Annotated in this window: 17 protein-coding genes; 1 reads left to right on the plus strand and 16 read right to left on the minus strand. The window is 60.8% G+C overall.

Annotated features, from left to right (window positions below):
• The first annotated feature begins 1,749 nt into the window (after window positions 1–1,749).
• Window positions 1,750–1,875: a hypothetical protein gene (locus G9X64_RS37000; protein ID WP_281360233.1), complete on the plus strand. Its 126-nt coding sequence runs from the start codon at window positions 1,750–1,752 to the stop codon at window positions 1,873–1,875.
• A 1,076-nt stretch (window positions 1,876–2,951) separates the two neighbouring features.
• Here the strand turns inward: G9X64_RS37000 and G9X64_RS14690 are convergent.
• The 16 genes from G9X64_RS14690 to G9X64_RS14765 form a co-directional block, all read right to left on the minus strand.
• On the minus strand, window positions 2,952–3,845 hold the full coding sequence (locus G9X64_RS14690) for a protein-L-isoaspartate O-methyltransferase family protein (protein ID WP_246270956.1): 894 nt from the start codon (window positions 3,843–3,845) through the stop codon (window positions 2,952–2,954).
• Window positions 3,846–4,175: 330 nt separating this feature from the next.
• On the minus strand, window positions 4,176–4,685 hold the full coding sequence (locus G9X64_RS14695) for a GNAT family N-acetyltransferase (RefSeq protein ID WP_168315844.1): 510 nt from the start codon (window positions 4,683–4,685) through the stop codon (window positions 4,176–4,178).
• A 140-nt stretch (window positions 4,686–4,825) separates the two neighbouring features.
• Complete coding sequence (locus tag G9X64_RS14700; protein WP_168308907.1) at window positions 4,826–5,896, minus strand: ABC transporter ATP-binding protein; 1,071 nt, start codon at window positions 5,894–5,896, stop codon at window positions 4,826–4,828.
• A gap of 20 nt (window positions 5,897–5,916) precedes the next feature.
• Window positions 5,917–7,437: a DUF5060 domain-containing protein gene (locus tag G9X64_RS14705; RefSeq protein ID WP_168308906.1), complete on the minus strand. Its 1,521-nt coding sequence runs from the start codon at window positions 7,435–7,437 to the stop codon at window positions 5,917–5,919.
• Window positions 7,438–7,470: 33 nt separating this feature from the next.
• Window positions 7,471–8,355, minus strand: coding sequence for a carbohydrate ABC transporter permease (locus G9X64_RS14710; protein ID WP_171376799.1), 885 nt, complete (start codon window positions 8,353–8,355; stop codon window positions 7,471–7,473).
• Window positions 8,352–9,251, minus strand: a complete 900-nt coding sequence (locus G9X64_RS14715; RefSeq protein ID WP_171376800.1) for a carbohydrate ABC transporter permease — start codon at window positions 9,249–9,251, stop codon at window positions 8,352–8,354. The genes G9X64_RS14710 and G9X64_RS14715 overlap by 4 nt, the downstream gene beginning before the upstream one ends.
• 93 nt (window positions 9,252–9,344) lie before the next feature.
• The gene (locus G9X64_RS14720; protein WP_171376801.1) at window positions 9,345–10,598 is read right to left on the minus strand and encodes an ABC transporter substrate-binding protein; all 1,254 of its coding nucleotides are present in this window, start codon (window positions 10,596–10,598) and stop codon (window positions 9,345–9,347) included.
• 71 nt (window positions 10,599–10,669) lie between these two features.
• A complete protein-coding gene (gene dhaL, locus G9X64_RS14725; protein ID WP_171376802.1) occupies window positions 10,670–11,314 on the minus strand; it encodes a dihydroxyacetone kinase subunit DhaL in 645 nt (214 codons plus the stop codon).
• Between the two features lie 3 nt (window positions 11,315–11,317).
• Complete coding sequence (locus G9X64_RS14730) at window positions 11,318–12,322, minus strand: dihydroxyacetone kinase subunit DhaK (RefSeq protein WP_171376803.1); 1,005 nt, start codon at window positions 12,320–12,322, stop codon at window positions 11,318–11,320.
• A 56-nt stretch (window positions 12,323–12,378) separates the two neighbouring features.
• On the minus strand, window positions 12,379–14,262 hold the full coding sequence (gene apnL, locus G9X64_RS14735) for a D-apionate lactonase (protein WP_171376804.1): 1,884 nt from the start codon (window positions 14,260–14,262) through the stop codon (window positions 12,379–12,381).
• Window positions 14,259–15,293 carry a Gfo/Idh/MocA family protein gene (locus tag G9X64_RS14740; RefSeq protein WP_168308900.1) on the minus strand — a complete coding sequence of 345 codons (1,035 nt, stop codon included), beginning with the start codon at window positions 15,291–15,293 and terminating at the stop codon, window positions 14,259–14,261. Before G9X64_RS14740 ends, apnL begins: the two co-directional genes overlap by 4 nt.
• Before the next feature lies 1 nt (window position 15,294).
• Window positions 15,295–16,359, minus strand: a complete 1,065-nt coding sequence (locus G9X64_RS14745) for an ABC transporter permease (protein ID WP_168308899.1) — start codon at window positions 16,357–16,359, stop codon at window positions 15,295–15,297.
• The gene (locus G9X64_RS14750; RefSeq protein WP_171376805.1) at window positions 16,356–17,906 is read right to left on the minus strand and encodes a sugar ABC transporter ATP-binding protein; all 1,551 of its coding nucleotides are present in this window, start codon (window positions 17,904–17,906) and stop codon (window positions 16,356–16,358) included. Before G9X64_RS14750 ends, G9X64_RS14745 begins: the two co-directional genes overlap by 4 nt.
• Window positions 17,903–18,547 carry a DUF2291 family protein gene (locus tag G9X64_RS14755; protein ID WP_171376806.1) on the minus strand — a complete coding sequence of 215 codons (645 nt, stop codon included), beginning with the start codon at window positions 18,545–18,547 and terminating at the stop codon, window positions 17,903–17,905. The genes G9X64_RS14750 and G9X64_RS14755 overlap by 4 nt, the downstream gene beginning before the upstream one ends.
• Before the next feature lie 72 nt (window positions 18,548–18,619).
• Window positions 18,620–19,561: a D-ribose ABC transporter substrate-binding protein gene (locus tag G9X64_RS14760; RefSeq protein ID WP_027664512.1), complete on the minus strand. Its 942-nt coding sequence runs from the start codon at window positions 19,559–19,561 to the stop codon at window positions 18,620–18,622.
• A 75-nt stretch (window positions 19,562–19,636) separates the two neighbouring features.
• Window positions 19,637–20,464 (minus strand): phosphogluconate dehydrogenase C-terminal domain-containing protein, encoded by an 828-nt coding sequence (locus G9X64_RS14765; RefSeq protein ID WP_003550403.1) that lies wholly within the window; start codon window positions 20,462–20,464, stop codon window positions 19,637–19,639.
• Between the last annotated feature and the right edge of the window lie 3 nt (window positions 20,465–20,467).

A 20,467-nucleotide genomic window follows, 5' to 3' on the forward strand; every position in this document is an offset into this window, starting at 1 on the left:
TACCGATGGGGCGACTTGGCAGCCGAAGCGGTAGATTTGGTGCGCGGCTCATATCGAAAGCGCGACTTGGACCTGAATTCCACCTGCCGCCATCCGATACCGGCGCCTGTCGGCGACCCGCACCTACACGCGCTGTGCAGCAAACCCGCAAAAACAATAGCGCTGGTGACAATGGCCTGCAATAGCCGTTTGCGTTATCAACGGGCAAATACCGGATTTGCCCCTGCGAGCCGAATGCTTTCGCTCAGCGCGCCTTATGGCTAGGCGTCGTCGAGACCGAGACACTGCCCGGCCCGCAGACGCGATCTCCATGGCCCCGGCGGTTGCTTGATAGCGGGGCGGCAATCGGCAGAACGCGCCGCAATCGATCAAATGGCCACACGTAGTCAGCTGCGCCGCGAGGAGGTGGCATACGACGCGCGCCCCTTCGAACGTCGGCCAGTTCGTAGCCCGGCGTTATTTTGCCGTAGGCGGCCCTACCCGGCCGTCACCGCAAACGCTGCTCGGCATCCCGTTCACAAGGCGTAGGAACATCTTCCGACATATCGGCCGCGATGGACGCAGGCCTTCTAGACTGACTGACAGCAAGGGCTGCCCGTCATCAAATAGGGTGCATCGGTGATGGACGCGGCCCGTCTGACATGATGGCGCGGTTTTGGTGCTACGGCCATCTCAGGACAAAGCGGGCCTGACGCTGCCGTTCTTCAGCGCGGCTCGTTGCTGCAAGCAGATCGGTGGTCGCCGCTGCGTCAGATGCGCTGACGGCCCGCCGGCCGAAGTCAGCGACCGCCCCTTCGCAGTGGGCGGAGCCGCCAGAAGAATTCGGCTGTGAACTGCCGATCCTTCAAAGTCGAAGGACGACCCCTCCCCTTCCTGCCGGTTGCAGGAAGACCGAATGACGGTGAGGCAGCCGTACTGTCGGCCAACTGCTACACAGAAGCCGGCTTCATGGCGGATGGGCAGCCGACCCTGCGCCTTTTCCCAGGCGAATCCGCAAACCCTAGCTGCAAGGCTGAACGTTGCCTGATCATGCCGTTGTCCGCGGACAACCGGATGATCGACGTGGTAGCCGCGAGAGCGTTTGCACGTCAGCCGGGTTCCGCAGCAATTGGTTTGCACGGCTGTCGTTGCCGCAGCCACGGCTCTGCCTGACATCTGAGAGAAGCGGTCTCGTACGCCCTGCTGAACAGGCGGGGCGCATTCGGCTTCAAGCGTTCCGACAGGCCCGCATGCCGAAGCCTGCTCCTTGTCTGGCGAGGAGCGGAGCGCCGTCCAACCGGAAAATTGCGGCGCTGTAGGCGCCGCAGCTTTACTCATCGAAAGAGAATGCGGCAAGGATAGGGGCAGCCGCAGCGCCATCGTCCTTGCGGCTCTTGCGTCCCCTTATCGGGTCGGCAATCGAGGCTCCCGTCGCTCGACGAAAAGCTGCCTGGCTAACGGCAACGCGGCCCTCCAGCAGATCGGGTGACGCTGTTGATTTCACCAATTGAGTTAAAGGGAGGGCCGGCGGCCAGCCCTGTCCTTCGAGGCCCTGCGGGCGCGCCTCGGCTAAGGGTAGAGATGGGGGCACGTGGCGGCGGCGAACCCATCAGCCTGTCAGTCTATGATGCGTCGATCGGTTGGCTGGTCCAAGCTGTGTCGATTGGTCTGCTCTCCTGAGGTTTGTGGGCCAAGGCCGAAGCCTCGAATGGTGCAGCGGATGGCTGAGCGCTGGCCGCACCATCCGCATATGTTTGGACGGATGGTGCGGTGTTGTCGCGGTCGTCGGTGATTGGCGCCAGATCGGCCAGCTTGGTGGTCATCTTGTTCGATGTCTCGCCCAATCCGGCTGTCAGTCAGGTGGAGGCACTCGATGCCGCGCCGTCGATCGAGTGAAGGGTTGGGCAAGGCAGATCCAACGCGGATCGCCGTCGATCATTGCGGAAATCTCCGTTCGCGTCCAGTTCTTGGCGCGCCCGCAGTGCGATCCCTGGTTCGCGCATCAATTATTTCGTGATGGGGCAGATCGGTCCGCTGAAGGTCGCAGAATTGCCTCCGCCGGGATCGCTGATCGACAAGTTGTCCGCGGACAACCCCACGCCCAGCACCGATCGAGTGCGAGAGGAGATTGTATTTTCTTGGGCGTTCGTCTGCGACATCCGCGCAGCCACTAGGCTTGAATTCGCCGCATTGCAACATTACCTCGTGACAGACCGAAGCGCTTAACCCCTCCGAGCCGCTTCGGTCCGACGGACAGCACTCCTCCTCCCAGGCTGTCGGTCACTATCGAAGCCCGGCGCACCTCTCCCGTGCCGGGCTTTTGTCATTCTGGCAGTCGCCGTCGGACGGGCAACGAATCCTCAATTTCCATTCGTGTCGATCCGGTCCCGGCGAGCATGGGCCAGGGCGCTGCCGATCAGCTATGGTGTGGCCGCGGCCGCTTAATGACTTTTGCCATCGGTCTGAGCGGCTCCTTCCAGGAGGATGTGTCAAATGCGCTGGTCGGATCGTGTCAGCATCGCGGAAGCAGCAGGTCGGCTGTCGGTGCACCGTAACCCAGCGCATGCGGGCCACAGATTTCAACAAGCCGTCGGCGCTCAATCCCGTCTCGACTCCGCCTGCGTAGTCGTCGCTCGGATCCTTGGCGCCCTTGGTCCGATCATCAAGGATGAAGGCCGGCAGATTTCAGCAGCAGGCATCCCAGCGTTGGATAGGGCAGGGCGCCGGTGGCGAGCTTGTACAGGCTTCGAGATGGCCCAGCTCCGAACCGGCTTTTGGACGTTTTGCCACCCATGCTTCCCTGCGCCAGATGTTTGAGCGTGGTGACGCATCGTCGGTCAGAAGTGCGTCAGCTGATCGCGTCGATCGAAAGGCAGGATGGCGTCGAGAACATCGAGCTCTTTGGCGACCTGTGCCACATCGCTTTCGTTCCTTGCTCAGATCAGGCAGCCGACTTTCGCGGCGTGGATGGTTCAGACGTCGTCATAGCAGAGCGCCCATTGGTCGCCGATATACCAGCAGCGCCCTATCCGCGGTTCTGCTTTCCAGAGCAGGCTTTTGACGAACTCGATACCGCCGCGCCTGAATGCGGCTGTCAGCCCCTCGATCTCGTTGTCATCGATCGACAATCCACCATTGGCGCAAACGAAATAGGCTGCGCTGATCCAACGCGCCGCAAATCCACTCTCGCCGCGCTCAATCCGAAGTGCGGCGCCATGGGATGCATGACGGCCGCCCTTCGGCGGTCGGTCCTGGCGCGGTACGCCGAGTGGCAGCACCAGGCGCCCTCCAGGCCGAAGCCGTTCGATCCAGGGTTCCGCGGGCCGCGCGACGGCAAAATTCACATAGATCGCATCCACCTCTTGCTGCGGCCATTGGCTGCCGTCGGCGTTGATGACGCTGACATTGGCCCGATCGGCAAGCGCTTTTTGAGCGTGGCCAGCCAGATCGGGATCCATCTCGACGGCATAGACATGACCGGAAGCGCCGACAAGCTCCGAAAGAATGGCGCTGTAATAGCCGGTGCCGGCACCGATATGGGTTATGCGATCGCCGATTTGTATGTCCAGCTCAGCCAGGAGTCGGGCATGCAGCGAGGGACTACCATTGTTGACACCCTTTTCGGACTGCAGCGCGAATAGCACGTCCTGATAGGCCAGAACCAAGTCGGAGGAGGGGAGGGGACGATACCCGCCGCCGAGATTGGCGATCTGCCATGGCGGCGCGCCGAGGAATTTTTCGCGCGGGACAGTGGCAAAGGCAGCCTCGATCCGCGGGTTCGTCGTTGCGGCGGTTGCCGCCACCTGGTGGGCGTAAGCGCGGCGGATCACCGCCAGCTCGTCGGCTGTGAACATCGCAGTCGGCATGGGCAAATCTCCCGGCATGGCTTTGATCTATTTCTTTTTACGTCCTTGCGGCTCGAAATTCATCTCCACCCCGAACGGTTGACTCATGGGGCAAGGAACTCGTGACGGAAGCTAAAGGTCATTTCTCTTCCATTATGGAAAACTACATTGTTACTTCATGAGGTTAATATTCCGCAGGCTGCAAAATTCAACCTCGTCGCCGCATATCAAAGTGTAGCTGCAAAGAGGCCGCATCGGCTTGTCGGACCCCTTGCGACAGGCGACGCTGGGCAAGGCTGAACCGGTTCGGTCCTTGGATGCCAAGCACTCCCACAGCGCCATCGAACAGGTTCAGGCGTCGGGTATCGTGTGGTGCCTGGCGTCCACTCTGAAACGCTTCTTGATCCTGTCGACGGGCGTTCCATCTTGAAGCGGAACCTGGACCAGCCGATCATAGGTCTCGAAGCCCATCTTTGTGTAATAGCCAAGGCCGCTGACATTGTCGGCCCGAATGGTCGCATTGATGAATTCGAGCCCGAACTCTTCCGCTGCGGCTCGGGTTGCGGGGAAGAGAGCGCTGCCGACGCCTGGGGTTCTTGAGTTCAAGCGGGCAAAGGTGGCGATGTCGGCAACGCCTTTCGGCGGGTCGCCGTATAAGCTCAGGGATTGGAAGCCGACGAGCGACTGATGGTGCTCTGCAACATGGCAGGTAAGAGGAAACTCGCCGTCGATGAACCAGTCCGCGAACTCGGCAGCCGAAAGCGGCGTCTCGAGTGCGGTGGTTCCGCCGGCAATGATGATTTCGTTCAAAAGACTGCTCAGCTCCTCCGCGTCGGCGGAGACGGCTCTTCGAATGTGCATGTCTTGGCTACCTCGTCTTGAACGAACAGCCTATCGGCGAGATCAGAGATTACAAGTCACCACTCGTTCCGAAGACGAGGAATCATCAAGAACTCCCCATGCCATCAAGTTCCGGTTCCGCGCCTGCTGACGCGCCTTATTCAGGCGTTCAGGCGCTGCTGCGTCTGCCGGTCGAAGAAGTGAACCTTGGCCGTCTCGAAAGAAAGCTTCACCGGCTGTTCCGGCACCAGCTCGACACGTTCGCGAACCACCCATGTCAGCTCCCTGCCGTCGAGTTCCACGGCGACATGGGTTTCCGATCCCGTGGGTTCGACCACCTTGACCACGGCATCCACACCGTTTTCACCACCGAAGGTGATGTCTTCGGGACGAATACCCAGTGTCAGCGGTCTGTTGGCGGAATTGGCTGGAGCCCGCGAAAGCGCTACGCGTGACCCACCCGGCAGCGACAAAGCCGGGTTGCCTGCGCCCTCAAGAGTTCCCTCGAGAAAGTTCATCGCGGGGGAGCCGAGGAAGCCGGCGACAAAGATATTGCGCGGTCGGTCGTAGAGTTCGAGCGGACTGCCGATCTGTTCGACGCGGCCGCCGTGGAGCACGACGATCTTGTCAGCCATGGTCATGGCTTCGATCTGGTCGTGGGTGACGTAAACGATCGTGGTCTTCAGGCGCTGGTGCAGAGCCTTGATCTCCGCCCTCATCTTCACGCGCAGTTTCGCATCCAGATTGGAGAGGGGCTCGTCGAAAAGAAAGACTTTCGGATCGCGAACGATGGCCCGGCCCATGGCGACGCGCTGCCGCTGTCCGCCCGACAGCTGAGCCGGCTTTCGATCGAGAAGCGGCTGCAATCCGAGAATCGCTGCAGCCTCCCCGACCTTCTGTTCGATTTCCGGCCGCTTGACCCCGGCGAGCTCGAGCGCAAATCCCATGTTCTGGGAAACCGTCATCTGCGGGTACAACGCATAGTTCTGGAAGACCATCGCTATATCGCGATCCTTCGGCTGCAGATTGTTCACGACCCGGCCGTCGATGCTGATTTGACCGGCGGTGATATCCTCGAGCCCGGCAATCATGCGCAGCAATGTCGACTTGCCGCAGCCGGAGGGCCCGACGAGAATGGTAAATTCGCCGTCGGCGATCTCGACGTCGACACCATGAATGATATCGACCGGACCGAAGGATTTCTTGACGTTTCTGATGCTCAGGCCAGACATTTCGTACCCCTTGTCATCTTCTAGCGCTTCCTGCGTACGCGCAGCGCCTGGTACGGCTTGCGCGGAATCTTGACGCCGAAGGCCGCGTCCGGCTTGCCGCCGCGCACGACTGAGCCATGGCGCGTCGGATGCGGAACGGGAGCTGCCACCTTCTCGACCGGCGTGATCGTCATCTCCCATGTGTCGATGAGATCGACATCATAATCGTCGCCGTCGACGGGCAGTCCCGTGGACCAGATCACCGGCTGATGCTCGCCGAAATAGATCAGGCGGAAATCGCCGTCACCGTCGCGCGCGCCCGACACGCGAGACCAGGGCCATTCGCCGATGATGCCCAGCGGCTCGAGGCCGTGTTTGACATCGGCTTCCAGAAGGTCGCGGAGGAAGGCGATGCGCTTCCACGCTTCACCGCGCAGTTCCCCGCCTTTTGCCCACCAGATCAGATCCTCCGGATGGGAATAGGTTTCGCCATGGCCGGCATAGCCGCCGCGCGCCATCGTGATCCAGAAGCGATGCACGAGCTCATGCGCATTGAGATTGCCCCATGACTGCAGGATGTCGCCCTCATATTCGGGCTCGTCGTTGACGACAGGCTTGCCGTAGGCATCGCGCCATTCCTGCGTGCGCTTAACGTCAGGGTTTTGAATGCAGGTGTGCGTCACCCACGGCTTGCGATGATCGAAATTCGACGTCACGTCGCCATTATGGATGGAGCGGAGGTGCTGGTAGGGGTCGTTCTCTTCGAGGATGTGGAAGTAGCGATCCCACTGCTCCATCGGCTTCGTATCGATGAGAAAATCATATTCATTGGCAAGCGACCACCAGACGTTTCGGTAGGCGGCGAGACGAGCGGCCAGATATTCGACATAGCGAAAATCCTGTTCGGCCGACATGTCGGCATATCCCCATCGGTCATAGGGGTGGAAGATGATGATATCGGCTTCGATCCCCAGCTGGCAGAGCGCTGCGACCTGCTTCTCGAAGTGCTGGAACGAGGCGGGGTTCGGACGATCGAAGTCTTCCCTTCCATCCGCCCCGCGTTCGAAGCAGGCGTGCAGCGGCTCGTTGACGTTGTAGGGATAATCCTTCGGAAACACGCCCATCCGCATCTTGTTGAAGCGGGCCTTCTTGAGGGTTTCGAGGGTCTGCTTCTGCATGTCGAGCGGCTGGTGCGTCCACGCGTAGCAGGTCGTCCCGAAGGACAGGAACGGGGTGCCGTCCGCATAGGCGAAGTGGAATTTGTTTCGCACACGCACCGGGCCGTGATTGCCGGCTGAAGGCTCGGTCGCGGTCAATGCGCCGGTCTTGCCGTCGAGTGCAGCAGTCTTGGAACGGGTCAGAAAGGACCATTCGCCTTCGCAATCCGGCATGAAGCGGATGCGGTAGGTGCCGTTGCCGTCATAAAAGCCCGGCACGCGGACTTCGCGGCTCTTGTGGGTGAACACGGCATCGAATGCCACGTCGAGATAGGGATTTCCGCCGGAGGGTCCATCAAAGGAGGCCTCGAACACGCCCCATTTTTCGACTGTTGCATCAGACATAGAATATTCTCCTCGTGAATGCTTTTGCGGTCGCTAGCCTTTGACGGCACCTGAGGTGAGGCCAGAGACGAAGTAACGCTGGAAGATGAGATAGACGATCGTTGCCGGCAGGACGGTCATCACGATGGCCGCATTGAGCTGGCCGTAATTGCTCGAGAACTGCCCCTGAAACGACATCAGGCCGAGCGGTAAGGTCCACATGTGCTGATCCTGGAGCAGCACCAGCGCCATGGCGAATTCGTTCCAGGTGGAGACGAAGTCGAGGATGAGCAGTGCGGCGAGCACAGGCAGGCACACCGGCAGAAAGATCCGTCTGAAGATGATGAAGTGGCTTGCACCGTCGATCAGCGCTGCTTCCGACAGCTCCTTGGGAATGCTCTTGAAGAAGCCATGCAGGATGAAAACCTGATAGGGAACGCCGAAGGCGATGTAGGGGAGGATGACGCCGGGGTAGGTGTCGATGAGGCCGAACGAATTGACCAGGGTGAAGAGCGGCGCAAGCATTACCTGGAAGGGGATCATCGTGCCGAACACGACAAGCAGCAGCAGGGCCTTGGTGATCTTCAGCTTGATCTTGGCCAGGGCATAGGCGGCCATCGCCGAAAGGAACAGCCCGAGCGGCACCTTGATGATGGTTATGATGACGCTGTTGAAGAAGGAGTTTGCGAAGTTGCCGCGGCTCCATGCGGCGCTGTAGTTTTCGAAAGCGAGCTCGGTTGGCGGCACGAAGGCGCCCGTGCCCGTCACAGCCGCTGGCGTCTTCAAGGAGGTGAAGACGATGAAGACGAATGGCGCGACCCAGACGAGCGCCACGATAACAAGCGTGATCCAGAGGCCGATCAGAATCGGATCCCGCTTCATCGACGATGGTTCGACCTGCAGATGCACTGCGGTCTGGTCGGTCGGTACAGCTGTCACGATTCAACCTCCTCGTGCTTCTGGGTCCATTTGAGATAGGGAATGACGACAGCCATGGTGATCAGCAGCAGCACGACCGAAATCGCCGCGCCTCGTCCGAAATCGAAGATCTGCATCGCCTGCGTGAACGCCCAGAGCGCCAGCATCTGGGTAGACTGCGCCGGACCGCCGCCCGTCAGACCATAGACGATGTCGAAAGCCTTCAGGGAGGAGATGACGGAAAGAACGAGAACGATCGTGATCGTCGGGCGCAAGGCCGGCAATGTCACGTGCTTGAACACCGCCCAGCGGCCGGCGCCATCGATGCGCGCTGCCTCGACAAGCGTCTGAGAGACATTCTGCAGGCCCGCCAGGAACAGGACCATCGAGAAGCCGACCGTCTGCCAGAGATAGGCGACGAAGACCGAATAAAGGGCGATATCCCTGTTGCCCAGCCAGTCATTGATCCAGCCCTGCATGCCCCACGAGGTGAGCAACTGGCTGAAAAGGCCGAAGAACGGATCGTACATCCACTTCCACATGGTGGCCACAGCAATCGGCGCGATGATGACCGGCAGATAGAAGATGGCTCTGAGGCCATTGCGGCCGAATATCTTCTGATTGAGGCTGAGCGCCAGCAGCAGTCCGACCATCGGCGGGAAGATCAGGCTCATCGAGGTCCAGATGACGGTATTGCGAAAGGCAACCCAGAAGACAGGATCCTTCGTGAAAATCGCCGAGTAGTTTGCAAGCCCTACAAATTGCCGCTGCGGATCCAACCCGTTCCATTTCTGGAAGCTCAGGATGACGACATTGACCATCGGATAGAGGGCAAAGACGGCATAGATCGCCAGGGCTGGCACGAGCAGGATGAGCGCTTGGACGCGCGGATCATGTGTCGATTGTCGAAGTGACATGCTTTCCTCCTGGCAGTGAAGCGGCTGCCAGCTGATGAAAGAATGTGCCAGTCGATCGACAGCTGGGTCGATCGACTGGCACCTCGGGAGGAATCAGGTTCGGCTTGCGATAAAGCTCTGCAACTGCTTGGCCGCATCGGCCGGCTCGGTGTTGCCGGAGGCAACATCGTTGATGACCCGGAAGTATTCCGTCGTGACGTCGAGCGGGAACGCCTGGTCGCCGTTCATGTACACTTTGCCGTATTTCTGGAAGATACCCAGCCATTCCGCCTCGAGCGGCTTCTGGTTGGCATATTGTACGTTCTTGTTGACGGAGGTCGAACTCAGCTGGCCGAGCAGATCCTGCTGGACTTTCGTCGAGAGGAAGTAGTCGAGGAACTTCGCCGCTACGTCAGGGCTCTTGCTCTTGGTGCTGATGTAGTTGTACTCGGCGAAGCCGTAGAGACGATCGGTGTTGGTCGGGAAGGGGAAAATGCCGTAGTCGTCGAGATTGGCGCCGGAGCCGTTAAGCTGGCTGACCAGCCAGTCGCCTTCGAGCATCATCGCCGCGCGGCCTGCGGTGAAGAGGCTGTAGGACTGTTTGTTGTCGATGCCCATGAACGGCTGCAGCGTATAGTCCTTCGTCCACTTCGCAAACTCCGCGAAGGAGTCCGTCGCGCAGGGTTCCTTGGTCCAGTCCAACGTCATCGCCTTCAGCGCATCGTGCTTTTCAGCACCGCACTTGGTTTCAAGGATGACGTCCATGAGGCGCATGACGTGCCAGTTGACCGTGCCGCCGAAGGTGAAGGCAGGAATGCCTGCAGCCTTCAGCTTATCGGCCGCGGCAAGGAATTCGTCGTAGGTCTTCGGCTCTTCCGTGATGCCGGCCTGTTCGAAAAGCTTCTTGTTGTAATAGACGGCCTCACCCTTGAAGGTGAAGGGAACGCCGTGCTTGCCGCCGGGGTAGAGGTCCGCGAAAGCCGCTGCCGAGGGCAACAATTCGTCGTTCCACTTATACTCGGCATAATACTTGTCGAGGGGCAGGGACAGGCCGGCCTTCACATATTCGCCGCCGAGGCCGAGGCCGGCCCAGCTGAAATAAATGTCGGGCCCCTTGTCGGAGCCCGCAGCGACGCGCAAGGCGGTCTTGTGCTCGTCGACGGCGCGCTGGACGATCTCGACATGCGTTCCGGGGTTTGCGGCTTCAAAATCTGTCGCCACCTTCTTCAGAGCTGTATTGGCAGCATTGTTGTCGAAGTTGAGCGTCCAGAGCGTGATATCTTCAGCAAGAACCGGCGTGGCCGATAGTGACGCCACGGCGATCGCAACGATGCTCGCAGTTTTCAATTTCGCAGAAAGGGTCAGCATTACCGTCCTCCTCTTGTAAGCCGGTGCCCCTTGTTGCAGATAGTCATTGACATGTCAACTGGTATGATGAGCTAACCATCGTGGTGCTGGGCAAATTTGGCCATCGCGGCGATGATAATGACGGCCGAGGCGGCGCCGGGATCGATGTGCCCGATCACACGGTCCCCCAATCGCGAAGCCCGTCCCTTGGCCGCGGTCATGTTGCTGGTCGCTTGGCAGCCTGCGCGCGCTGCCCGCTCGGCCGCCTCGAAGCATTGGGGGACGGGCTTTCCCGACTGCCGGGCAGCCAGTGCTGCGTCAGCCGCGGGCCTCCAGGCGTCAACCATCGTCTTTTCACCGGGCTCGGCCTTTCCGCGTTCCTGGATTCCCTGCGCCATTGCGACGAAGACACGCAAAAAATCGTCATCGCTCAATGTCCGCTTGTCTTTGGCGGTCGCTCCGGCGCGCATGAAGGCCGTGGCATATAGCGGGCCTGACGAAGCGCCGACCGCATTCAGGAATGCCTTTGCCGCGACGTTGAATGCGGTTGTCGGGGCAGTCTCGGCGTCAAGTTCGCCGACCGCTTTCGCGGCGGCCTGGCAGCCTGCATCCATGGCAAGGCCGTGATCTCCATCGCCGATGGCGCCGTCCAACGCGCAGAGATGGTCGCTCTCTGCCGCAATATCCTCAGCTATCCCGGCAAACATGCGCTGCAGGTCTTCGGTCGCAAACGTCATCGATTACCTCACAAACATCGCGCAATCACAGGGGTGGTCGATCAATCGCTGAAGTTCGTCGTCAAGATGCATGAGCGTGATCGACGCGCCGGCCATTTCGAGCGAGGTGCAGTAATTCCCGACGAGCGACGTATGGATGACGAGCCCGGCATCGTCGAGCCGGGACTTCACGCGCCGCATCATGATGTAGAGTTCCATCATCGGGGTCGAACCCAGCGAATTGACGAGGACCGCGACACGATCGCCCCGATCTGCTTTGATTTCACCAAGAATGCTGTCCATGAGTTCGTCGGTCACCGCGTCGGCCGGCCTCAGCGGCTCACGCGCCACGCCAGGCTCCCCATGGATGCCCATTCCGATCTCCATCTCGCCTTCGCCGATCAGGAAGTTCGGCCGGAGGGTCTGGGGCAGCGAACAGGGCGAGAGCGCGACACCCATCGTATAGGTTCGCGCATTGGCATGGCGGGCTGCGCGCTCGACATCATCAAGGGAATAGAGAAGATCGCAGGCTGCGCCGGCGGCCTTGAAGATGAAGACGTTGCCCGCCACGCCCCGCCGCCTGTCCCGCTGATCGGCAGGGGCGGACGCCACGTCATCCGTGGTGAGCACGGTGCGCACCTCGATCTCGTCAAGCGCGAGCATCTCGGCGGCCATGTCGAAGTTCATCACGTCGCCGGCATAATTGCCATACATGAACAGGACACCGGCGCCACCGTCGACCGCCATGGCGCAGGCGATGATCGGATCGGGCGGCGGCGACGCGAAGACATTGCCGATCGCGGCCGCATCCGCCAGGCCCTTGCCGACAAACCCCAGAAATGTCGGCTCGTGCCCGGACCCACCGCCGATGACCAGCCCGACCTTGCCCTTGCGTGGCCCGTTTCTGGCAATGATCGCGCGGGGCATGTCTTCTACCGCGTAGAGATGGCGCGGATGCGCCGCCAGGATCCCCTGCAGCATCTCATCGACGGCATCTGCGCCGGAGTTGATAAGCTTCTTCGTCTTCACTTCGATCCTCCCAAGAGCGAGTTCCGATCGCATAGATGCAGCTGCACTGCTGGAGGTCAATCCGCCAGCGCGTGGTGCTGCAGCGGCAAGACGGCGACAGTCAATGGGGCAAGCAGCAGATCCCCGCTTGAGTCCTTCCCGGTCGGCCCGCATGCGCTGCAATCGACCTTTCGTTCTTCGCTCGTCAGATTGGCGATATAAAGTCTGTCGCCTGTAGTATCCCTTGCAACGAAAGACAGGACCTCGGAGGGCGAGGAGGAGACGCATTCCCGCCAGGTTGCACCAGCCAATCGACACAGTGTCCGGACAGTGTCGAACAGCGGGCGACGCCCGCCCGGTTCGATCGGTTCCCCCGAACCAGCGATCAAGCCAAATGGCCCGGATAAGGCCGATAGCGTCAGGCATTCCAGACCGGCATCCAGGACCCGTATCGCGTAACCAAGCGCGAAGGCCTCCGCGAAACGTCCATTATGGCGCGGGTCGCGATTGGCCATGGGGATGCGTGCGCCCACCGGATTGTTCATCGTGCGGCTGCCATAGGGGTTCTGCCGCATCGGGATCGTCGATGGGCCGATGCGGTAGGGTTTGTCGCCGTAGATCGCACGCACCGACCGCGTGATGAAGGGCAGCGCTTCCAATGTCTGCATGACGCTGAGATCGTCGGCGGCGTGGACGATCGGATTGGTGCAGTGGCTGACGAAGTCGAGCTGTCCATCGGGGACGCGCTTCCGGTTGAGCTCGGTGAAATAGCTCAGCATGCCGCCGCCGATGCGAATGCCGGGAAAGGCGGCGCGGGCAGCTGTATAGACCTCATCCAAAGGCGGGCATTCCGGCCATTTGCTGCCGGGCGGCGTCGACTGCCGGTCGACGGACGGTGAGATCATGATCGCATCCGGCCTGAATTCCGCCAGCCGCATCTGGCGGGCGATCTCGGCCGCCTCGCTTGACGGCGACGATTTGCAGGGAAGGGCGATCTCCAGCGTCGAGCTGCCGCGATGGACAGTCGCGATTGCAGCGAACCGCCTGAGCGCGTCGACGCCGTGCCCGGCACTAGGGTCGAAATGGAAGAGGAGTTCCTGGGGAGCGATCTCCGTCAGGACGGACTTTGCCGAGAGGGTCGCATCGGCCTCCTCGGGTGTAATGATCACGCCGATATCTGGCATGGCGCCGGTGCGCGCGCCGAGCTCGAGTTTTATAACGCCGCTCGACACGCTAGTTGGAGCATGCCGTGCTACCCCCCCGATATCCTTGATGATCAGCGACGTTTTCTGCCGGACCGGCCGATTGGCAGGAATCTGGTAAGGCCAGGGAAGGGCGAGCGGTCTGACATAGGTCTTGTAGGATGCGTCCGACCAGTTCCTCTGATCTTCCATTTCGAAAGTGTCGCCCTCCATCCGGCATTCCGCCTGAACGTCAGGCATGACCGCATGGGTGATGGCGCGCATGTCCTTGAACGGCTGCCAAGGCTCGATGACATCGGGAAACCGCGTTGCCACTATCCGGCCGTCGACATGCTCGACCGTTGCCGGCAAGCCCGCCACGCCGACGATCGGATGCAGGATGCAGAAGCCGCAGCGATTGGTCTCGAAGCCGGTCTCTGTGGAGGCTTCGGCCTCGAAGTCGAGTCGATCCGTATTTCCGGTGATGCGAACATCGATGATGAGTTTGGTATCATCCGGTCCCTCGCAGCAGGCCTGATAGGCGACCGCGAAACGGTCGTCACTCTGCTCGATCCGCAGATCGACAATTTCAGGGCTGTAGGTGCCCCAGTCCCGGTCGCGAACGAGGTACGAAATCGCTCGCAGCACCTCGGTCCCATCGTAGCGGATGGTGCGGAGATTGCCATTGGTGAGATCGGCTTCCAGTTTTCCGGCTCTCAGACGAACCGGCGGCGTTTCGACGAGGCGAGTGCCGTAGAGCTGGAACGCATCGACCGTCATCGCAGTATCGCTCCGACATCGATCGTCTGTCCCCTGGCCGCGCTGTCATAAGCGGCCTCGACGAGCGCGAACGTCTTCAGATTGTCGGCCCCTGATGTCGAGTGTTCGGCGCCGCGCTCCAACTGATCAACCCAATGCTGCTCGATCGCGTAGACGCTCTCCTGGATGTTGTGCCAGGGCCGCGAGGCCCATGACAGCAGCTTCGGCGATACGTCGGTGGTGGTAGTGCCCTTGGCGTTGGTGATTTCCAGGCCGTAACCCTGGGTCAGGCGGATCGTGCCCTCAGAACCGTCGAGCTCGATCAAGGTCTCGGGGAATGGCTCCCTGGAAAGCCTCGTGGCGTAGCTGACGTCGACGACCGATGTGGCGTCGTTTTCGTGATCGAGCAGAATGGTCGCGACATCCTCACCCTTGATTCTGGGATTGACCCGCTTGGTGCGAGCCGTGACAGATCGAACGTCGCCAAGGATATAGCGGGCGATATCGAGCGTATGGATGCCGAGGTCTTCGATGATGAACCGTTCCCCCTCGGCGAGATAAGGCTGGCCGGAAAAGACGTCGTAGGCCGAACGGAAAGAGAAACGGCCCCAGAAGGGCGTGCCGATCGCATCCGCATCCAGGGCCTTGCGGACCGCCTGGATGGGCGTCTGCCAGCGAAAGTTCTCGTGCACCATGAGGGGTATGCCGGCATTACGACACGCCTCGACCATCGCCTTCGCGTCCGACAAGGTCTTGGCGAACGGCTTCTGGCAGATGGCCGGCACCTTGTTCGCAGCCGCCAATTCGACGAGAAAGCGGTGGCTTTGGACCGTCGTGGCAATGTCGACGAAATCAAAACCGCCATCGGCGAACAATGCCTCGGCATCGCCATAGCGGCGATCGATGCCGAACTGATCGCCAACGATCTTCAGCCGCTCCGGGTCGCGGTCGCAGATCGCCACGATGCCGGCTCCTCGAACGTCGTTCCAGGCATGCATCTGGTTGATCGCAAAGAAACCGCAACCGATCAAAGCCCCTTTCAATTCCGTCATCTCAACCTGCCTTTGCCATCTGCATGAGGGTAACGCGCTGCTGCAGGCGGCGCTGCGCCTGGTCGACGACGACGGCGATGATGATGACGAGGCCCTTGATGACCATCTGCCAGAAGGAGGAGACGCCCATCATCACCAATCCGTCGGAGAGGATGCCGATGACGAAGGCGCCGATGATCGTGCCGCCGATCGTGCCGCGGCCGCCCGACATCGAGGTGCCGCCGAGCACGGCTGCGGCTATCGCATTGAGCTCGAAGCTTTCGCCGGTCGCCGGATGGGCTGCCATCAGTTCCGAGGAGATGACGACGCCGACGATTGCCGCGCAAAGTCCGGAGAACATGTAGACGAAGATCTTCACGACATCGACCCGGATGCCGGACATGCGCGCGGCCCGCTCATTACCGCCGACGGCGAAGATGTGACGGCCGATCGGCGTCGAACGCGCGACATAGGCGGCTAGCAGCGCGAGCACGATCAGGATCCAAATCGACACAGGCAGGCCGAGGATGCGTCCCGCCCCGAAGAAATCGAAGCCGGTTGTGGCATATTCAGGCCGGCCGACAAGGTTCGGAAACGTCTGGCCGTCCGACGACAGCAAAGCGAGACCGCGGGCGATATAGAGTGTGCCGAGTGTGGCGATGAAGGGCGCAACGTTGAGCTTGGTGATCAGCAGGCCGTTGATCAGCCCGATGAGCAGGCCGATCGACAAGGTGATCAGCACGATCTCGAAGAGGTTGAAAAAGATGGTGTAGCCGATCGGCAATTCGATGCCGTAAAGAATCAGACCGCCGGCGACCATGCCGCAAAGCCCGACGATCGATCCGACCGAGAGATCGATGCCGCCGGTGATGATGACAAAGGTCATGCCCATCGCCAGGAAGGCGTTCAGCGCCACGTGCTTCGACATCAGGATCATGTTCGCCGTCGAGGTGAAGTTCGGGGCGAAGATCGCAAAGAAGATGACGACGGCAAATAACGCGATGAACGTCCTGAGCTTCATCAGCGTCAGAAGCGCCGAGCCGTTGCCGCCCTTCGGCGCAAGAGTGGTGGAGGTAGCCGTCATCATGACGCGAGTTTCCCTTGATGTCCGTGTCCCTTGGCCGAAGCCGCGATAATGGCTTCTTCCGTGGCCTCGTTTCGATCGAAGACGGCGATCAGCTGGCCGTTGCTCAAGACCGCGATGCGATCGGAAAGCGCCATGACCTCCTCGAGGTCGGAAGTCGAAAACAGAATGGCGAGCCCGTTTGCCGCCAGCCGCCGCATGGTGCGGAAGACATCGGCCTTGGCGCCGACATCGATGCCGCGGCTCGGCTCGTCCATCAGTAGCACTTTCGGATTGGTCATCAACGCCTTACCGATGACGACCTTCTGCTGATTGCCGCCGGACATCGAGGTCACCTCGAAATCCGGGTTCGGCGCCTTGATCGACAGATCGCGGATTGCATCGCGAATGGCGTTCTTCTCAGCACTCCTGTCGATATGGAAGAGCCGGGTGAAGCGGCCAAGGCTCGCCAGTGTCAGGTTGGAGGCGATCGAGAGCACCTGGACCAGACCTTCCCGCTGCCGGTCTTCCGGAATGAGCGCAAGGCCGCGGCGGATACGCCGGGTGGTGTCGCGGGCACGAATATGCTTTCCGTCGATAAAGATCTTGCCGGTCGAGTGTGTGTGCCGGCCGATCACGCATTCGAAGAATTCGCTGCGCCCGGCGCCCATCAGGCCATAGATGCCGAGGATCTCGCCTGCCTTGACCGACAGCGAGACATCGTTGACCGAAAGCCCACCCGTCGGCCGCGGCAGGCGGATGTTTTCGGCGCGAAAGACCTCAGCCCCGACCGCGTGGTCCACGGATTTTGCAAAATCCTTGGCATCCGAGCCGATCATGGAGCGCACGATCCAGCGCGTGTCGATGTCGCGGACCATTGCCTCGCCGGTGACCTGGCCGTCACGCAGCACGGTGATGTAGTCGCCGATCCGCATCAGCTCTTCGAGCCGGTGTGAGATATAGACGATCGCCACACCCTGGGCCTTCAGCTCCGCGATCACCTTGAACAGGATCTCGACCTCGGCCGCCGAAAGAGCCGACGTCGGCTCGTCCATGATCAGGATCCGGGCATCGAGCGACATCGCCTTGGCGATCTCGACGAGCTGCTGCTGGCCGATCGGCAAGTCCTCGACCATCGTATCGGCCTCGATCCCGGCATCGAGACGCTTCAAGAACGCATTGGCCTTTTGCACCTGTGCCTTGTGATCGATGCCGAGGATGCCGCGGGTGATTTCACGCCTGGCGAAGATATTCTCGGCGACCGACATGTTGGCGAAGAGATTGAGCTCCTGGAAGATCATGCCGATGCCGTGCGCCTGCGCATCAGCCGGGCTGTCGAAGGAGACAGGCTTGCCATCCAGAATGATGCGGCCGAGCGTCGGACGCTCGACCCCGGCGATGATCTTCATCAGCGTCGACTTGCCTGCACCGTTTTCGCCGACAAGGACGTTCACTGCGCCGCGGCGAAGCTCGAGATTGGCGCGCTTGACGGCGACAATGCCCGAATAGACCTTGGACACGTCGTCGAGGCGCAGGATGATGTCGTCATTTTGTGCCTCTCCTGTGGTCATGGGCCAACCTTCAGTTCCGAAGGCGTTATGAGCGGCAGCTCACCGCTCTTCGGCAACGGAAAGGCGCCGATCGCGGTCACCGTCTTGCCGGCGAGGTCTTCACGCGGGATGGCGGAGAGAAAGGTGGTATTGGCCTTCTCGTTGAAGGCTTTGCCGAACTGCGCCCACTCGATCTGGTTCTTGAATTCGTTGAAATTGACGAATTCCAGCGTGTCGCGGAGTGCCGTGCCGCGCAGCGCCGGCCCGATCTGCACCTTCGCATCGGCCTTGCCGTCGCCATCGGCGTCGACATCGAGCGTCGCCGCGCGCGAGGCTGTATCGGCCGCGACAACCTTGCCGGTGATCTTCACCGCATAGGTCCATGGCGAGCTGCTCTGCTTGCGGGGATTACCATATTTCTCGCCTGCGGCGTCGGGGCTGGAGGTGGCCAGTTGCATGACGTCCTTGAGGTCGCCGGCGCGCTTTTCGAAATAGGGCACTGCCTCGGACTGCCAGATCGCCTCGACCTTTGCATTCGGGTCGAAGGCGGTCTTGGCCGCTGCCTCCGCCTTTTCTTCAGCGCTCGGCGTCTTGATGATCTTGCAACCGGGCAAGGCGGCCGCCACGACGGCGGCGAGCAGGGCGCCCTTCATTCTCAACATGCTTCAAACCTCGACGTCTTGCGAATCCATTGCGGAGAGTGCAGCGCTGCGCCCTCCGCAACTCGCTGCTGATCAGTTTGTCAGGGCAAAGGTTTCGAGCTTGCCGGCATTGTCGGCGTTGATGAGAACGCAATCCATCAGCTGCTTCTCTTCTTTTGGCGTCGTCTTGTTCTTGATGTAGGCGTCTGCCTGTTCCACCGCCAACTGAGCCTGCGCATAGGCTGGCTGCAGGACCGTTGCCTTGATACCGCCCGACTTGATGGAGTCGCGCACGTCGTTGGAACCATCGAAGCCGACGACGATCACGTCCTTGCGGCCGGCCGCCTGCAGCGCAGCGATCGCGCCCATGGCCATGGTGTCGTTGCCTGAAATGACGCCCTTGATGTCGGGATTTGCCTGGAGGATGGTTTCCATCTTCGAATAGGCTTCCGTCTGGCTCCAGTTGGCAGACTGCTTGGCGACGGACTTCAGGTCCGGATAGTCGTCGATGACGTCGTGATAGCCTTGCGAGCGGATGCCGGCATTGGTGTCGGACTCCTTGCCCACCAGCTCAACGTAGTTGCCCTTCTCCCCCATCAGCTTGACGAATTCCTGCGCCCCGAGCTGGGCGCCCTGATAGTTGTTCGAGACGATCTGGGCGACGGCAACGCCCGTCGCGTTGATTTCGCGGTCGATCAGGAAGGAGGGGATGCCTGCATCCTTTGCCTTTTTGACGGCGGCGACGGAGGCGTCAGCTCCGGCATTGTCGAGGATGATCGCCTTGGCGCCCCGCCCGATCGCCGTGTCGATCATTTCGGACTGCTTGTTGGCGTCGTCGTCATGCGTCATGACGAGCGTTTCGTAGCCGAGCTCCTTCGCCTTGGCTTCAGCGCCGACGGCTTCGGCCTTGAAGAAGGGATTGTCATGCGCCGGCGTGATAATGGCGATGAGATCGGCCGCAAAGGCCGGAAGAGCTGTTCCGAGCGCCAATGCGCCGGCAAAAGCTGCAAGTGTCAGTCTGCGCGTCAGTTTCATTGTTTCCTCCCTGTTGTGAATGAAGCCCCTTCTCCCTGGGGCGGTTAAGGGGAGGGCTTGCCTCCCCAAGCCGGTTCAGGTGATGCGCCGGATGCTTTCGGCGATCTCCTGCGGTTCGAATACCTTCTTCCAGTCGTCGCGCATCAGCGCCGGGATGCCGAACTCGATCGCCTTGTTACAGGCATCCGAAAACACGCCGTCGACTTCCTTGAAGATGACCGCGCCGAGCACGTTCATATGGCCGAGCAGGAAATCGCGGGCGGCCTGTTCCGGCACGCCGCGTGCCACGCATTCGTCCATGGCCTGTCGCATGACGACGAGCAGCGATGCGCAGACGGTTTCCGACAAGCCTGGTTCGAGCATGGCAAGCTGATCGACCGTGACCCGGTGCGAGCGCATGACCGGCGCCCAGATCAGCTTGGCGATTTCCTCGCCAAGCGCGTATGCGCTTTCGGGACCCTGCATCAGTGCCGAGACGATATGCTGCTTGGCGAAGAGGCCGCCGAAATGGTCCTTTTTCGCCTGCATGTCCGTCTCGTCATTGAAGATCGGCGGGTGGCAGGGATGGGTGACGAAATAGGTGAGATCATCGCGCTTCGGCAGGTGGCCGGCAAAAGGAGCCGCAGCGTCCAGCGCGATCACCATCGTACCTGATGCGAGCTTGTCGACGATGCCTGCCGCGACCTTGCCGATCGCCGTGTCCGGCACGGCGAGGATCACCACCTCAGCGCCGTCGAGCCCGACATCGACGGGCACGCAATCGACACCGAGATCATTCTTCAAACGGGCCTTGCCTGCGTCGCTCACCTCGACATGGCGGACCTCGAAACGCGAGCCTTTGAGATTTTTGGCAAGCCGGTATCCCATTTTCCCGCCTGCGCCGAAGAGGGCAATCTTAGTCATGTT

The sequence above is a fragment of the Rhizobium sophorae genome (assembly GCF_013087515.1).
GTDB classification, from domain to species: Bacteria; Pseudomonadota; Alphaproteobacteria; order Rhizobiales; family Rhizobiaceae; genus Rhizobium; species Rhizobium sophorae.

Coding starts and splice junctions, on each gene's coding strand:
- G9X64_RS14690 (WP_246270956.1), bottom strand. CDS start 3,845: ATGCCGACTGCGATGTTCACAGCCGACGAGCTGGCGGTGATCCGCCGC.
- G9X64_RS14695 (WP_168315844.1), bottom strand. CDS start 4,685: ATGCACATTCGAAGAGCCGTCTCCGCCGACGCGGAGGAGCTGAGCAGT.
- G9X64_RS14700 (WP_168308907.1), bottom strand. CDS start 5,896: ATGTCTGGCCTGAGCATCAGAAACGTCAAGAAATCCTTCGGTCCGGTC.
- G9X64_RS14705 (WP_168308906.1), bottom strand. CDS start 7,437: ATGTCTGATGCAACAGTCGAAAAATGGGGCGTGTTCGAGGCCTCCTTT.
- G9X64_RS14715 (WP_171376800.1), bottom strand. CDS start 9,251: ATGTCACTTCGACAATCGACACATGATCCGCGCGTCCAAGCGCTCATC.
- G9X64_RS14720 (WP_171376801.1), bottom strand. CDS start 10,598: ATGCTGACCCTTTCTGCGAAATTGAAAACTGCGAGCATCGTTGCGATC.
- dhaL (WP_171376802.1), bottom strand. CDS start 11,314: ATGACGTTTGCGACCGAAGACCTGCAGCGCATGTTTGCCGGGATAGCT.
- apnL (WP_171376804.1), bottom strand. CDS start 14,262: ATGACGGTCGATGCGTTCCAGCTCTACGGCACTCGCCTCGTCGAAACG.
- G9X64_RS14740 (WP_168308900.1), bottom strand. CDS start 15,293: ATGACGGAATTGAAAGGGGCTTTGATCGGTTGCGGTTTCTTTGCGATC.
- G9X64_RS14745 (WP_168308899.1), bottom strand. CDS start 16,359: ATGATGACGGCTACCTCCACCACTCTTGCGCCGAAGGGCGGCAACGGC.
- G9X64_RS14750 (WP_171376805.1), bottom strand. CDS start 17,906: ATGACCACAGGAGAGGCACAAAATGACGACATCATCCTGCGCCTCGAC.
- G9X64_RS14755 (WP_171376806.1), bottom strand. CDS start 18,547: ATGTTGAGAATGAAGGGCGCCCTGCTCGCCGCCGTCGTGGCGGCCGCC.
- G9X64_RS14760 (WP_027664512.1), bottom strand. CDS start 19,561: ATGAAACTGACGCGCAGACTGACACTTGCAGCTTTTGCCGGCGCATTG.
- G9X64_RS14765 (WP_003550403.1), bottom strand. CDS start 20,464: ATGACTAAGATTGCCCTCTTCGGCGCAGGCGGGAAAATGGGATACCGG.